15 protein-coding genes and 1 pseudogene are annotated in these 14229 nt (G+C 68.3%); 7 read left to right on the forward strand and 9 right to left on the reverse strand.

From position 1 onward, the window contains the following. The 4 genes and pseudogenes from AC1DY5_RS18585 to AC1DY5_RS18600 all read left to right on the forward strand — a co-directional run. Positions 1 to 397: pseudogene (locus AC1DY5_RS18585) on the forward strand (hypothetical protein); the annotation flags it as partial. Positions 398 to 491: 94 nt separating this feature from the next. Further along, positions 492 to 863: a hypothetical protein gene (locus tag AC1DY5_RS18590; RefSeq protein ID WP_478113655.1), complete on the forward strand. Its 372-nt coding sequence runs from the start codon at positions 492 to 494 to the stop codon at positions 861 to 863. Between the two features lie 11 nt (positions 864 to 874). After that, positions 875 to 1555, forward strand: coding sequence for a C39 family peptidase (locus AC1DY5_RS18595; protein ID WP_478113656.1), 681 nt, complete (start codon positions 875 to 877; stop codon positions 1553 to 1555). Continuing rightward, on the forward strand, positions 1555 to 2076 hold the full coding sequence (locus tag AC1DY5_RS18600; protein ID WP_478113658.1) for a hypothetical protein: 522 nt from the start codon (positions 1555 to 1557) through the stop codon (positions 2074 to 2076). The genes AC1DY5_RS18595 and AC1DY5_RS18600 overlap by 1 nt, the downstream gene beginning before the upstream one ends. A 49-nt stretch (positions 2077 to 2125) precedes the next feature. On the opposite strand, the gene AC1DY5_RS18605 is transcribed toward AC1DY5_RS18600, so the two are convergent. Continuing rightward, a complete protein-coding gene (locus AC1DY5_RS18605) occupies positions 2126 to 2857 on the reverse strand; it encodes an HAD family hydrolase (protein ID WP_478113660.1) in 732 nt (243 codons plus the stop codon). Between the two features lie 15 nt (positions 2858 to 2872). Here AC1DY5_RS18605 and hemH point away from each other — a divergent pair, with 15 nt between their 5' ends. Further along, positions 2873 to 3901, forward strand: coding sequence for a ferrochelatase (gene hemH, locus AC1DY5_RS18610; RefSeq protein ID WP_478113661.1), 1029 nt, complete (start codon positions 2873 to 2875; stop codon positions 3899 to 3901). A gap of 10 nt (positions 3902 to 3911) precedes the next feature. Here hemH and AC1DY5_RS18615 read toward each other — a convergent pair whose 3' ends face one another. The 8 genes from AC1DY5_RS18615 to AC1DY5_RS18650 form a co-directional block, all read right to left on the reverse strand. Continuing rightward, positions 3912 to 4418 carry a DUF1993 domain-containing protein gene (locus tag AC1DY5_RS18615; protein WP_478113663.1) on the reverse strand — a complete coding sequence of 169 codons (507 nt, stop codon included), beginning with the start codon at positions 4416 to 4418 and terminating at the stop codon, positions 3912 to 3914. A gap of 51 nt (positions 4419 to 4469) precedes the next feature. Continuing rightward, positions 4470 to 5345, reverse strand: coding sequence for an alpha/beta fold hydrolase (locus AC1DY5_RS18620; RefSeq protein WP_478113665.1), 876 nt, complete (start codon positions 5343 to 5345; stop codon positions 4470 to 4472). Further along, positions 5342 to 6406: a branched-chain amino acid ABC transporter permease gene (locus tag AC1DY5_RS18625; protein WP_478113667.1), complete on the reverse strand. Its 1065-nt coding sequence runs from the start codon at positions 6404 to 6406 to the stop codon at positions 5342 to 5344. The genes AC1DY5_RS18620 and AC1DY5_RS18625 overlap by 4 nt, the downstream gene beginning before the upstream one ends. Positions 6407 to 6416: 10 nt before the next feature. Further along, complete coding sequence (locus tag AC1DY5_RS18630; RefSeq protein WP_478113669.1) at positions 6417 to 7400, reverse strand: branched-chain amino acid ABC transporter permease; 984 nt, start codon at positions 7398 to 7400, stop codon at positions 6417 to 6419. Beyond that, a complete protein-coding gene (locus AC1DY5_RS18635; protein ID WP_478113671.1) occupies positions 7397 to 8122 on the reverse strand; it encodes an ABC transporter ATP-binding protein in 726 nt (241 codons plus the stop codon). Before AC1DY5_RS18635 ends, AC1DY5_RS18630 begins: the two co-directional genes overlap by 4 nt. Next, positions 8119 to 8883 carry an ABC transporter ATP-binding protein gene (locus tag AC1DY5_RS18640; RefSeq protein ID WP_478113672.1) on the reverse strand — a complete coding sequence of 255 codons (765 nt, stop codon included), beginning with the start codon at positions 8881 to 8883 and terminating at the stop codon, positions 8119 to 8121. The genes AC1DY5_RS18635 and AC1DY5_RS18640 overlap by 4 nt, the downstream gene beginning before the upstream one ends. Positions 8884 to 9016: 133 nt before the next feature. Next, on the reverse strand, positions 9017 to 10207 hold the full coding sequence (locus AC1DY5_RS18645) for a substrate-binding domain-containing protein (RefSeq protein ID WP_478113673.1): 1191 nt from the start codon (positions 10205 to 10207) through the stop codon (positions 9017 to 9019). A 150-nt stretch (positions 10208 to 10357) separates the two neighbouring features. Further along, complete coding sequence (locus AC1DY5_RS18650) at positions 10358 to 11893, reverse strand: sigma-54 interaction domain-containing protein (RefSeq protein WP_478113675.1); 1536 nt, start codon at positions 11891 to 11893, stop codon at positions 10358 to 10360. Between the two features lie 250 nt (positions 11894 to 12143). Here AC1DY5_RS18650 and AC1DY5_RS18655 point away from each other — a divergent pair, with 250 nt between their 5' ends. Together AC1DY5_RS18655 and AC1DY5_RS18660 are read left to right on the forward strand one after the other, a co-directional pair. Then, positions 12144 to 13634 carry an efflux transporter outer membrane subunit gene (locus AC1DY5_RS18655; protein ID WP_478113677.1) on the forward strand — a complete coding sequence of 497 codons (1491 nt, stop codon included), beginning with the start codon at positions 12144 to 12146 and terminating at the stop codon, positions 13632 to 13634. After that, positions 13631 to 14229: efflux RND transporter periplasmic adaptor subunit (locus AC1DY5_RS18660; RefSeq protein WP_478113679.1), on the forward strand; the 599-nt coding region annotated here is incomplete at its 3' end. The genes AC1DY5_RS18655 and AC1DY5_RS18660, both read left to right, overlap by 4 nt.

Genomic DNA, 14229 nt, shown 5'->3' on the forward strand with positions numbered 1-14229 from the left:
CACCAGCACCGCGACCGGCACCCAGACCGGCGGCGCGGGCACGGGCGGCGCCGGCGGTTCGAGCACTGTCGGCAGCGCCACCAACGGCAGCGCCAGCAACGGCAACAACACCGCAGGCGCCGGCGGCGCGGGCGGTAGCGGCACGGGCGGTGCAGGCGGCGCTGGCAACGGCGGAACCAATACCGGCAACGGCGGAACCGGCGGCACCGGCAACGGTGGCACGGGCGGCGCAGGCGGTACGGCAACCGTCAATGCCGGCACGTTCAACATGTCCAACACCATGACCAGCGTCGGCCAGACGGCGGCGGGCATCATGGTCGCGAACCAGAACAGCGGCATCGCCTCGATGGTTCAGCAAAGCGTGAACGTGCAGGCCAACCTGTCCGTGGGACGCTGATCGAAGCGTGAGACCGATCGTCGCCGTGCAGCCCGGATCGCCGGGCGTACGGCGAGGATCGGCCCACTCTCACCGCAGGCCAAAGGGAGACGCCATGACATCCATCACCCGCTTGGGGCCCATTTGCATGGCCCTCGGGATCCTGCTGCCGGCGACGGTGGCGGCGCAGACCTCGCAGCCGACGCGCGAAGCGCCCGGCTCCGGGGCTCGTAGTGTGGCCTTCGTCGCCCAGCCTGTCGATGCGGACACGCTGGCCAAGACCCGCGGCGGCGCCGAAGTCGTGAACAACGACATGACGCTGCACGGCGTCACCGCCGGCAACTCGGCGCGCAACGTGACGACGGGCGACAACACGATCAGTGCCGGTTCGTTCGCCAACATGAACGGGCTGCCGACCGTGATCCAGAACAGCGGCGCCAACGTGCTGATACAGAACGCGACGATCCTCAATCTGCAGATGAACTGAGGGCAGGCATCATGCGCCGCCTGTTGCTCTGCATCGCGTTGTTGGCGACGGCCGACCTGGCCGCCGCCGACGGCGCGTACATGCCGTCGATCGCCATGGGCGACGTCGTGATTCCATTGACCAGCTTAAAGCAGGCGCGTACCGGGCGCACGCTGATCCAGAAGTACGACTTCAGCTGCGGTTCGGCGGCCCTGGCCACGCTGCTCACCCACCACTACGGTTTTCCGGTGACCGAGGAAACCGTGTTCCAGGCGATGTACGAGCATGGCGACCAGAGGAAGATCCACACCGAAGGCTTCTCGCTGCTCGACATGAAACGCTTCCTGGCGGCGCAAGGCTTCGAGGCCGATGGTTTCGAGCAGCCGCTGGACAAGCTCAACGAGGCCCGCGTTCCGGCCATCGTGCTGATCAACTCCGACGGCTACCACCACTTCGTGGTCGTCAAGGGCGTGCAGGCGGACCGGGTGCTGCTGGGCGACCCGGCGCTGGGGACACGCGCCATGCCGCGCAAGACCTTCGAGAAGGTCTGGCAGAACGGCCTGCTGTTCGTGATCCACAACCGGATGGAGTCGGCCCGCTTCAACCTGGCGGCCGACTGGCGCGCAGCGCCGCGTGCTCCGGTGAGCACCGGCATCGCACGCGACGGCATGACCGACATCACGATGCCCAAGTTCGGGCCGGGAGATTTCTGATGCGCCCGGCGCTGTGGTCGGCCCTGGTCCTGTCGGTGCTCGCGGGCGCCTTCAGCGCCTCCGCATGGGCCGACGGACCGGTCGATCCCGTCGAGCGGCGCGCCGAGATCTGGATGGCCGTCGGCGACACCACGCTGGACCACCTGCGCGGCGGCTTCGACACCGGCAACGGCCTGATGGTGACCTTCGGCATCTCGCGCGCGGTCTACATCAATGGCAGCCTGGTGACGCAGACCACGCTGAACTTCGGGCAGTTGAACAACCTCAGCGCCGCGCAGGCAGCGCAGCTCAACAAGCAGATGGCGGCCCTGAACCTGGTCCAGAACGGACCCGGCAACATCTTCGAGCCGCAGCAGGCCGGCACCTCCGGCACCGTAATCCAGAACACCCTGGACAACCAGCACATCGTGAACCGGACCGTGATCGACGCCAGCAGCAACGGGCTCGGGATGGTCAAGAACTTCAACCTCCAGTCCACGGTGAACGAAGGCGTGGCGCGCGCGATCGGCGGGCCGAGGTAGCTCCCCCGAAGCGGCTTCAGGCGCCGCAGCTCACCGAATCAGTCCCGAGTCAGCCTCGCGCGCTGTCGAGCGTCACGCACAGCGCGTGCAGGTTCGGCACGATCAGCTGCGGCCGCGCGCCGTGCTCCCAGGGGCGCTCCTCGCGCACCAGCCAAGCGGCCTGCATGCCGGCATCGAGCGCGCCCGCCACGTCGAGCGCCGCGTCGTCGCCGACATGCAGCATGTCCTTGGGCAACAGCCCGACCGAGGCCGCGGCGGCGCGGAAGATCGGGGCGTGCGGCTTGCCGCTGCCGAATTCGCGCGCGTTGAAGGCCGCGCGGAACCAGCGTCCAACGCCGGTGCGATGGATGTCGGCGTTGCCGTTGGACACCGCCACCAGCGGATAGCGCTCGCTGAGCCACCGGAGCGCCGGCAGCGCGTCGTCGTAGAGCGTGACGCGCTGGCGCTCGGCGAAGAAGACCTCGAAAGCCGGCTCGGCCAACGCCGGGTCTTCGCCGGCGCGCCGCAATGCGCCGCGGATCGACTCGCGGCGCAGCGCGCTCAGGTCGTGCGCGAGGTCGCTGCGCTCCTTGGCAGTGGCTTCGCGCAATTCGCGCAGCACGCCGGGCGTCAGCAGCAGGTCGGCGGTCTTCGGTGCCTCGCGCAGCAGCCAGTCGTGCAGCACGCGCTCAGCACGCTCGATGGTCGGCCAGACCGGCCACAGCGTGTCATCGAGATCGAGCGAGATCGCGGCGATGCGCTTGACGTCGAGGGCGAGGGAATCGGGGGTCGCAATGGGCATGCCCGAGAATATCGCATGCCCTTTTCCCCTGACCCGGCCGCTGCCGGCATCGCCCCGGAGCGCACCGCGGTGCTCTGGTGCAACCTCGGCTCCCCGGACGAGCCCACCGCCCAGGCGGTGCGCCCCTACCTCGCCGACTTCCTTGGCGACCCGCGCGTGGTCGAGATCCCGCGCCTGCTGTGGGCGCTGATCCTGCACGGCATCATCCTGCGCACCCGGCCGGCCAAGTCGGCCGCCAAGTACGCCAGCATCTGGACCCCCGAGGGCTCGCCGCTCAAGGTCTGGACCCGCAAGCAGGCCGTGCTGCTGGCCGGCTGGCTCGGCGAGCGCGGCCATCGGCTCAAGGTGGTCGACGCCATGCGCTACGGGATTCCATCGATCGCCGYCCGGCTGGACGCGCTCACCGCCGCGGGTGCGACGCGGGTGCTGGTGCTGCAGGCCTACCCCCAGTACTCGGCCACCACCACCGCCAGCGTGATCGATGCGGTCAATGCCTGGAGCGGACGAATGCGAAGGCTGCCGGAATTCCGCTTCGTCAACGACTACCACGACGATCCGCTCTACGTCGACGCGCTGGCGCAGAGCGTGCAGCGCCACTGGCAGCACAACGGCCGCGGCGACCAGCTCGTGATGAGCTTCCACGGCATTCCCGAGCGCAATATCCGGCTCGGCGATCCCTACCAGGCGCAGTGCCTGGCCACCGCCGGCCTGCTCGCCGCGCGGCTCGCCCTCGCGCCGGCGCAGTACCGCGTGACCTTCCAGTCGCGCTTCGGCCGCGCCAAGTGGCTCGAGCCCTACACCGAACCGACGCTGCGCGAGCTGGGCAGGGCTGGCGTCGCCCGGGTCGACGTCTTGTGCCCCGGTTTTCCGGCCGACTGCCTCGAGACCCTGGAAGAAATCGCGATGGAAGGCCGAGAAGCCTTCATCGCGTCAGGCGGCAAGGAATTTCACTACATCCCCTGCCTCAACGACAGCCCGGCCTGGATCACTGCGCTCAGCGGCATTGCCGAGCGGAACCTCGGCGGCTGGCCGACCCGACTCTAGCCGTCGCGTTTCAGAAGCGCCCGAGGTAGTCGAGCTTGCTCAGCGGCACGCCACGGTGCCGCAGCACGTCATAGGCGGTCGTGACGTGAAAGAAGAAGTTCGGCAGTGCGAACTGCAGCAGGTAGCGCTCGGCCGTGAACTTGAGTTCGTTGCCGCGCACTTTCATCACGACCTCGCGCGCCTCGGCGCCGTCGACGCTTGCGCGGTCGACGCCGTTGAGGAATTCGATCGTCTTCGCGACCCGCGCCTGCAGCTCCGCGTAGGTGCTCTCGGTGTCGGGAAAGCTCGGCGCCGTGATGCCGGCGATGCGTGCGGTGCCGAGCTTCGAGGCATCGCTGGCGCTTTGCACCTGACCCGCCAGCGTGAACATGTCGGGCGCCAGCCGCGCATTGACGAGTTCGACCGAATCGATGCCGGCGGCCTGCGCGTGCGCCAGCCCTTTGTCGAGCACATGCGAGAGTTGACCGAGGCCGCGGACGAAAACCGGGACCGAAATATCGTAGAACGAGAGCGCCATGAAAGAAGTCTCCGAATTGAATGAGCGGGCCGATTGTCGGCCCGCCGCGCTTCAGGTGCCGGCGGCGCGCATAAAGGCCTCGATCGGMTCCAGGTGCCCGGGCACATTGAGCGCCGGCGCATGGCCGCAGCCCGGCACTTCAATGATCTGCAGGCGGCCGGCGGCCCCGGGGCCGCGGCTGCGCATCTCCACCAGGGTCTCGGGCAGCACCAGGTCGGAATCGACGCCGCGCAGGCACAGGACCGGTGCCTCGATCGCGTCGTAGTGCGTCCACAGCAGGTAGTCGTCCGGATGGGCCTCGAACTGCCGCACCATCGCCGGGTCGTAGTGCGGCGTCACGCGGCCGTCGGGCAGACGCCGGATCGAGCTCTCGGTCAAGCGGCGCCATTGGGCATCGCTGAGCCAGCCATAGGGCTTGTAGACGGTGCGGAAGAACTGCTCCAGTTCCGCCACCGTGTCGAAGGCCGGCGGATGGCCGGCATAGGAGCGGATGCGCGCGACCGCGGCGGCTGCGATCTGCGGCGCGTTGTCATTGAGCACCAGGCTCGCGATGCGCGGCTTCATGGTCGGCTCGAGCAGGCCCGAGGCGCAGACCATGCCGATCGCGCCGCCCATCGAGGTCCCGATCCAGTGCACCCGCTGCAGCTTCAGTTCGTCGATCAGCCCGAACGCGAGCCGGCCGTAGAAGGACAGTTGGTATTCCTCGTCGGGCGCCGGGCTCCACTGGCTCAATCCGCGGCCGATGGTGTCCGGGCAGATCACGCGAAAGCCGCGCTCGGCGAAATGCTCGGCCAGTTCGTCCATGTCGCGGCAAGTGCGCGCCAGGCCATGCCAGGCGAGCACCACCGGTCCCTCGCGCGGGCCCCAGTCGAGCCAATGGATCTCGCGGCCGGCGATCTGGAGGTAGTTGGAGCTCGGCAGATTCATCTCAAGGCCCTCGCACGCAAACGGCCGACGATGCCGGTCGGGAAGTAATAGACGGAGAGCACGAACAGCACCCCGAGCCACAACAGCCAGCGGTCGGGCGACAGCAGGGCCGACAGCCAGCCGAGCCCGCTTGCCGCCTCGCTGCCGATGCGCAGCAGGTCCTGCAGGTAGCTCTGCGCGATCACGAACAGCACCGCGCCGACCACGGCGCCATAGATCGTTCCCATGCCGCCGATCACGACGATCAGCAGCACGTCGACCATGATCTCGAAGCTCAGCGAAGTGTCGGGCCCGTTGTAGCGCAGCCAGATCGCGAGCATGGCGCCGGCCAGCGTTGCAAACAGCGCCGACAGCACCGAAGCCGTGGTGCGGTAGACCACCACGCGGTACCCGATCGCCTCGGCGCGGAACTCGTTCTCGCGGATCGCCTGCAGCACGCGGCCGAAGGGCGAATTCACGATCCGCAGCAGCGCCAGCACCAGCAGCACCGTGGCGACGAAGAGCAGGTAGTAGCACAGCAGCCGGCCGTCGAGCGAGACGCCGAGGAAAGGCTCCTCGGCGAACTCGAAGCTCGGCGAGATCAGCTCCGGCAGCTTGAAGGTCAGGCCGTCCTCGCCGCCGGTGAAGTCGGACATCTGCGAGGCCAGCGTCTGGAAGGCCGAGGCCACCGCCAGCGTGATCATCGCGAAGAAGATCGCCCTCACCCGCAGCGAGAACAGGCCGATCGCCAGCGACAGCACCAGCGATATCGCCAGCGCGGCACCGAGCCCGAGCGCCACCGCGCCCCAGTTGGCGCCCAGGCGGCTGGCCGAGATCGCGATGCCGTAGGCGCCGATGCCGAAGAACATCGTGTGGGCGAAGCTCACGATCCCGGTGTAGCCCAGCAGCAGGTCGAAGCTCGCGACGAGCACGATGAAGACCAGGATCTTGGCCGCGACGCTGAGCGCCTTGACGCCCGGGAACAGGAAGGGTGCGAAGGCCAGCGACAGCACCAGGGCCGCGAGCAGCAGCGCCAGCAGGCGGCTGCGCGGCAGGTCGTTGGAAAGGAGACGGGACAGCATGGTTCTCTTTTCAGCGATTGGCCACCGGGTACACGCCCTGCGGGCGCCAGAGCAGCACGGCCACCATCAGGAAGATGCTCGCGAACTGGGTCAGCGTCGGAACGATAAAGCCGATGTAGTTGGTCATCAGGCCGACCAGCAAGGCGCCGATCAGGGCACCGGCCGTGGAGCCCAGTCCGCCGATGATGATCACGATGAAGATCAGCACGTTGACCTGCGCGCCCATCTGCGGGATCAGGTTCTGCTGGAACAGCCCCCACATCACGCCGCCGAGGCCCGCCAGCGCACTGCCGACCACGAAGACGCCGACGAACAGCCGGCCGATGCGGTAGCCGAGCGACTCGACCATCTCGCGGTCCTGCACCCCGGCGCGGATCAGGAGGCCGATCTTGGTCCGGCCCAGCGTCCAGGCCAGCAGGCCGAAGACGAAGACGCCGATCACCACCGCGAGGATGCGGTACTTGCTGATCGCCGCATCGCCGATCAGCAGCGAGCCGCGCAGCGCCTCGGGCAGCGGCAGCGGGATTTGCGCCGGGCCCCAGATCACCTTGATCAGTTCCTCGCCGATGATCATGCCGCCCATCGTGATGAGGATCTGCTTCAGGTGCTGGCCGTACACCGGCCGCACGATGAAGCGCTCGAAGGCCAGGCCGACCGCGCCGGCCACGGCCATCGCGACCAGCATCGCCGGGAATACCGCCACCAGGTTGCGCCACAGCTCGCCCGAGCCGGTCCAGTCGCCCATCAGGCCCAGCACGCTGCTGGCCACGAAGGCACCGAGCGCGATGAACACGCCATGACCGAAGTTGAGCACGTCCATGAGGCCGAAGATCAAGGTCAGGCCCGAGGCGATGATGAAGATGATCATGCCCATCGCGAGTCCGGCGACCGTGAGCGTGAGCCAGGTCGAGACCGAGCCGGTGAGCGGTAGCGCGACGAGCGCCAGAATCGGCACCAGCAGCAGCGGCTTCCAGTCGAAGTCGATGTTTTTCATAGTGCGAGTCCGAGCAGGGATTGCTGCAGTCCTTCGTCGGCAGAGAACGCGGCCATGCTGCCGCTGTGCACTACGCGGCCGTTGTCCATCACGGCCACCGTGTCGCCCAGGCGCTGCGCGAAGCTGATGTTCTGCTCGACCAGCAGGATCGTCACGCCGCTGCGCTTGAGTTCGCCGAAGGCATCGATCATGTTGTTGATGATGGCCGGCGCCAGGCCCTTGCTGGGCTCGTCGATGACCAGCAGTTCGCGCGGCTCGACAATCGCGCGCGACACCGCGAGCATCTGCTTCTGCCCGCCCGACAGCTTGCCCGCCGGGTGGTTCCAGAATTTCTCGACCGCCGGGAAGAGCTTGAAGATCCACTTCAATCGCGCGTCGTCCATCTGCTCGGCGTTCTTCGCGCGGCGGGCGGCCAGCAGCATGTTCTCCTTCACCGTCAGGTCCGAGAAGATGCCCATGTTCTCGGGCACGTAGGCGATGCCGAGCTCGGCGATCTGCGGCGTGTGCAGCGCGGTGATGTCCTTGTCGCCGAAGCGCACGCTTCCCTGCGACGCATGCCAGAGGCCCATCAGCGTGCGCAGCGTGGTGGTCTTGCCGGCGCCGTTGCGGCCCAGCAGCATCGTGAGCTGGCCGCGCGGCACGGCCAGGTCGACGCCGTGCAGGATGTGATAAGCGCCGATGTGCGTGTGCACGCCGGACATTTCGAGCAGATTCGTGCTCATGCCGCCTCCTTCGCAACGCCCAGGTAAGCCTCTTGCACAATCGGCGAGGCGATCACTTCCGACGGTTCACCATCGGCCACCAACTGCCCGTTGTGCAGCACGATGATGCGGTCGGCGAGTTCGCGCACCACGTCCATCTTGTGCTCGACCAAGAGGATGGTCTTGCTCTTGTCCTGCTTGAGTTTCCGGATCAGGTCGAGGATCACCGGCGCCTCCGCCGCGTTCATGCCCGCGGTGGGTTCGTCGAACATGAAGACCTTAGGTTCGAGCGCCATCAGGAGGGCCACTTCGAGCTTGCGCTGGTCGCCGTGCGGCAGGCTGGCGACGGTCGCGTGTTCCTTGGACTTCAGCGCGACGTCGGCCAGGATCCGGTCGGCGCGCTCGGTCAGCGCGCGATGGTCGCTCCAGATGCTCCACAGGTTGAGGCCGCGCCGGTGCGCGCCCTCGCGCGTCGCCTGCACCGCGAGCCGCACGTTCTCGAGCACCGTGAGGTTCGGGAACAGGTTCGTGAGCTGGAAGGCGCGGCCCAACCCGGCCCGCGTCCGCGCCGAGGCCGGCAGGCCGGAGAGCAAGTGCCCGTCGAGCGACACCGTGCCCGCGGACGCCTTGAGCTGCCCCGAGATCAGGTTGAAGTACGTGGTCTTGCCGGCCCCGTTGGGCCCGACGATCGCAGTGAGCGTGCCCGGCGCGAACGCGCAGGACACAGCATTCACCGCCACATGTCCGCCGAAGCGAATGGTGAGATCAGTAGTTTCGAGCATGGAGAGTGAATTCCGCGGCCGGCGCAGCCAGGCCCGTTCGTGAAACACCGCGGAACCGGCTTCGCCGGGCCGCTGGTGTTGCCCCCTGACAGGGGGTGGGCGCCCCGACACGAAGTGCGGGGCAACCTGGGGGTCAGCGTTTATTTCTGATGGGGATATCCATCTCTTCGGGCTTGATCTCATGCACCAGCTCAGGCACGCCCCAGGCGAACGCCGGGTCGACCTTGATCTTGAAGTGGTACATGCTCTGCATCGCTTGGTGGTCTTCCTTGCGGAAGGTCATCTTGCCCTTCGGCGTGTCGAAGCTCATGCCTTCCATCGCCGTGATCAGCTTGTTGGTGCTGGTGTCGCCGCCAGTTTTCTTGAGCGCCGTCACCACCGCCATCGCGGCCGAAAAGCCGCCGGCCGTGAAGAAGTCCGGCGGCGTCTTGAATTCCTTGTAGTGCATCGAGACCATGGCCTCGTTGACCGGATTCTTCGGAATGCCGAAGTAGTAGTAGGCCGCGCCTTCCATGCCCGGCAGCGCCTTGTAGGCCGCCATCGCGGGCAGGATGTTGCCGCCGGTCGCGATCTCGATGCCGTAGCGCTTCAAGTCGAGGTCGACGATCTTGAACGGATTGCCGGCACCGGCCCAGACGATCCAGATGATCTTGCGGCCCGGCTGGTCCTTGAGCTTGTCGATCAATCGCTGGGCGCCGGCCGTGAAGTCGGTGGTGGCCGGCGGCAGGTATTCCTCGTGCGCCAGCTTGGCCTTCTTGAGCGCGTCCTTGAAGGCTTTCACGCCGTCGCGGCCGAAGGCGTTGTCCTGAGCCAGCGTGGCCACGGTGACGCCGGGCTTGTCGATCGCGACCGCGTTCGAGATCGCGTCCTGCGAGCTGTTGCGGCCGGTGCGGAAGATGTACTTGTTCCACTTGTCGCCGGTGATCGAATCGGCCACCGCGGGTTCGACCAGCAGGATCTTCTTGTATTCCTCGGCCACCGGCAGCATCGCGAGCGCGACGCCCGACGAGGTCGGGCCGACCGCCAGCGCGGCCTTGTCGTCGGCATACGCCGCAGCCAGCAGCGACTTGCCGAGGTCGGGCTTGCCCTGGTCGTCCTTCTCGATGACGACGATCTTCTTGCCGTTGACGGTCATGGTGCCGCCGGTCGCGTAGTCCAGGCCCATTATGAAGCCGGTCTGGGTCTGCTTGCCGTAGGCTTCTAGCGGACCGGTCTTGCTGTAGACGTGGGCGATCTTGATCTCGTTGGACTGGGCCCAGGCCGGGAAGGCCAGGGCACCTGCGGCGGCCAAGCTGGCCAGCGCGACGAGGTAGCGACGTTGCATTCTTTGTCTCCTGAAGGTGATGGCTGAATATTGCACAGTTCATGCCAGCCGCCATCGCCTTGAAAACAAAGGACTTTCCCTTGGTTTGCGCCTGGAAAGCCTGAAATCAAGACAGTTCCACTGTCCAAAATTCAGGCAGTTGCATGTTTTTTATTCAGGGTTTTCCAGACGTTCGTAGAGCGTCGCGCGCGAGATGCCGAGCAGCCGCGAGGTCGCCAGCTTGTTGCCGCCGGTCGCGGCCATCGCGGCGGCGATCGCACGGCGCTCAAGCTCTGCCACCTGCTGGGCCAGCGGCCGCAGCAAGGCCGCGCCTTCGGCCGAATCGGCGGCCGCGCTCGGCAGCGGCTCGGGCGCCGCGATCGTCTCCTGCCCGGCCTCGCGCAGGATGCGCTCGAGCTGCGCGGCGTCGATTCGCTGCGAATCGCTGCGCATCGTCACCTGCTCGAGCACGTTGCGCAGCTCGCGGATGTTGCCGCGCCAGTGCTGCGCGGCCAGCAAGGCCAGCGCATCGGGCGTGAGTTCGGGCGGCGCCTCACCGCTGCGCAGCGCCATGTCCTCGCCGAGCGCCTCGACCAGCGCCGGGATGTCGGCGCGCCGCTCGCGCAGCGGCGGCACCCGCACCGGCAGCACGTTGAGCCGGTAGTAGAGGTCTTCACGGAAGCGCCCTTCCCTGACCAACGACGCGAGGTCGCGCGAGGTGGCGGCGATCACGCGGGCGTCGAAGGGCACCAGCTTGTTGGAGCCCAGCGGCTCGATCTCGCCCTCCTGCAGCGCGCGCAGCAGCTTGGCCTGCAGGCCCAGCGGCATGTCGCCGATCTCGTCGAGGAACAGGGTGCCACCGTCGGCCAGCTTGAACTTGCCCTCGCGAGCCTTGCGGTCGGCGCCGGTGAAAGCGCCCGGGGCGACGCCGAAGAACTCGGCCTCGAGCAGGGTGTCGGGCACGGCCGCGATGTTGACGCTGACGAACATGCCGCCGGCACGCGCCGAGGCGGCATGGATCGCATGAGCCAGCAGTTCCTTGCCGGTGCCGGTCTCGCCGAGCAGCAGCACCGGACTCGACGACTGCGCCGCGCGCCGGGCGTGGCGCTTGACCTCGACCGCCGCCGGGCTGCTGCCAATGAAGCTCGCGAAGGTGTACTTCGAGCGCCGCTGCCCGTCGGCCGACTGCTGGTAGAGCGGGTTGGCGCGCTGGCTCGCGAGTTCACGGCGGGCGTCGTCGAGATCGCGCTGCAGCAGCGCGAACTTGCTGATCAAGGGCTGCAGCGTGGTCTCGGGATGGTCGAACAGCACGATGCCGATGGCACCGATCACCTCGCCGGGCGCGGCTCCGCCGTCGCCCTCGCGCTCTTCGCGCAGCGGGATGCGGCTGACCACGAAAGTGCCGGCCTTATTGGTCAGCAGGTCGATCAGGATCGGCTCGCCGGTGTCGAGCACGCGGCGCATCTGGGTGTTGGGAATGACGTCTTCCACCAGATGGCCCAGGAACTGGTCGATCGACGAGAAGCCCAGCGCCGGCAGGAAGCGCCGGTAGCCCTCGTTGACCCAGACGATGCGGCCGCTGCGGTCGACCAGGAACATGCCCTGGCTGATGCTGGAGAACAGGTGGAACATCGAGCGCGCGGCGAGCGCGAGGATGCCTTCGGCATCGAGCGGCAAGGCGGGGGGTGCGGCGGTGGCGGACGGCATGGCGGGATCGTAGCGCGCATCGAATCGGATGAATCCGGTGCTTCGCAAGCATCGATCCGTCGTCCGACTCGGATCGATCCGACAGTGCTGAGTCGGTACCATCAATGGCTTTTGCAGATGCGGTGCGCGACTACAGAGTGGCTCATGGGGCCTTGCTATGCTGCGCCCCTTGCACGGTCCACCGGCCGTCTGCCGACGCCCCTGCGCCACCACCCGTTCGCCGTGCACGTCACGCCTTTCTTGCGGAATCATGAGGAACTCCCGGCGCCCTGCGCTTCTTCTCGTCGCTCCCCTGCTGCTTGCCGCCTGCGCCGTTCCGCGCCCGCCCGGGCAGGTGGCCGCCCCGACCCCGGCGCAGTGGCAAACACCCCTGCCGGCCGGCACCGCGGCCCTGCCGCACGGCGGCTCGATGCCCTCGTTGGCCGAATGGTGGCGTCAGCTCAACGACCCGCTGCTGGTCGAGCTGATCGTCGCCGCCGAGGCCGCCAGCCCGACCGTGGCCAGCGCCCAGGCCCGCATCGGCGAAGCCCGCGCCTCGCGCGTCGCGGCCGGCGCGGCGCTGGTGCCGAACCTCAACGGCTCGCTGTCGGCCAGCCGCGGCAACTCGCCGACCTCGGGCTTCACGACCGGCGCGACCGGTGCCATCGGCACCGACATCCCGCCGATCAGCACCCAGCAGGCCGGCCTGCAGTCGAGCTGGGAGATAGACCTGTTCGGCGGCCTGCGCGCTAGCCGCGATGCCACCCAGTCGCGCTACGCGGGCGCCGACGCACGCTGGCACGACGCCCGGGTCTCGGTGGCGGCCGAGACCGCCAACGCCTATCTCGCCGAACGGGCCTGCCGACGCCAGCTGGTGGTGTCGACGTCCGACGCGCAGTCGCGCGCCGAGTCCGCGCGCCTGACCGAGCTGTCGGCGCAGGCCGGGTTCACGGCCCCCGCCGATGCCGCGCTGGCCCGCGCCAGTGCCGCCGAGGCAGCAGGCAGGCTGACCCAGCAGCGGGCGCTATGCAGCGTGCAGCAGCAGGCGCTGGTGACGCTGACCGGCATCGAGGGAACGATGCTGGCGCCCAAGCTGGCGACCGCCCCGATCGACGTCACGCTGCCGGCCGTGCAGGCGGTCTACAGCGTGCCGGCCGAGGCGCTGGCGCAGCGGCCGGACGTCTACGCGGCCGAACTCGACGTCGCCGCGGCGAGCGCCGAGGCCGGCGCGGCGCTGGCCCAGCGCTTCCCGCGCCTGTCGCTCGAGGGCTCGATCGCCGTGCTGAAGGTGCGCGGCGGCGGATTCAGCGAAACTCTGGACACTTGGACCCTCGGTCCGCTGGCGCTCACCGTTCCGATCTTCGACGGCGGCACGCTGGCGGCCAACTACGACGCCGCCAAGGGCCGCTACGACGAATCCGTGGCGCTCTACCGCGCCAACGTGCGGCGGGCAGTCAGCGAAGTCGAACAAGCGCTGATCAACCTGCAGAGCACCAGCGACCGGGCGGCCGATGCCGATACCGCGGTACGGAACTACCAGACCTCCTTCGACGCCACCCAGGCCCGCTACAACACAGGCCTGGCGAGCCTGTTCGACCTCGAGGATGCGAGGCGCACGCTGTTCGTCTCGCAGACCGCCCGCGTGGCGCTGCAGCGCGAGCGCGCCGAAGCCTGGGTCTCGCTCTACCGCGCCATGGGCGGCGGCTGGACGCGGCCCGAATCCCTTGCCTCCACGGCCCCTGCCGCTGCACCGTCGCCATGAAAAGAATGAAGCGTCCCACCCTCCTCGCCGTGCTGGCCGCCGTGCTGGTCCTGGTCGCAGGCACCGTCTGGCTGCTGCGCGGCAAGTCCGTCGCCGCGCCCGAAAAGAAGTCCGAAGCCACCGCCCGGCCTTCACTGACCGTCACGGTCGCCAAGCCCGAGACCAGCGAGCTCAGCGTCACGCTGGCCGCCAACGGCAATGTCGCGGCCTGGCAGGAAGCAAGCATCGGCTCCGAATCGAATGGCCTCAAGCTGGCCGAGGTGCGGGTCAACGTCGGCGACGTGGTCAAGAAGGGCCAGGTGCTTGCCACCTTCTCGGCCGAGTCGGTGCAGGCCGACGTCGCGCAGGCCAGGGCCTCGCTGGCCGAGGCCCGCGCCACCGCCGCCGACGCCACCGGCACCGCGGCGCGTGCGCGCACGCTGCAGGCCACCGGCGCGATGAGCCAGCAGCTGATCAACCAGTACCAGACGGCCGAGCAGACCGCCAAGGCGCGCGTCGAGGCGGCCGAGGCGGTACTGGCGGCGCAGCAGGTGCGCGGCCGCAACACGCAGGTGCTGGCGCCCGACGACGGCGTCATCTCCGCGCGCACCGCCAC

It is taken from the genome of Variovorax sp. P4_D9 (assembly GCF_056401695.1).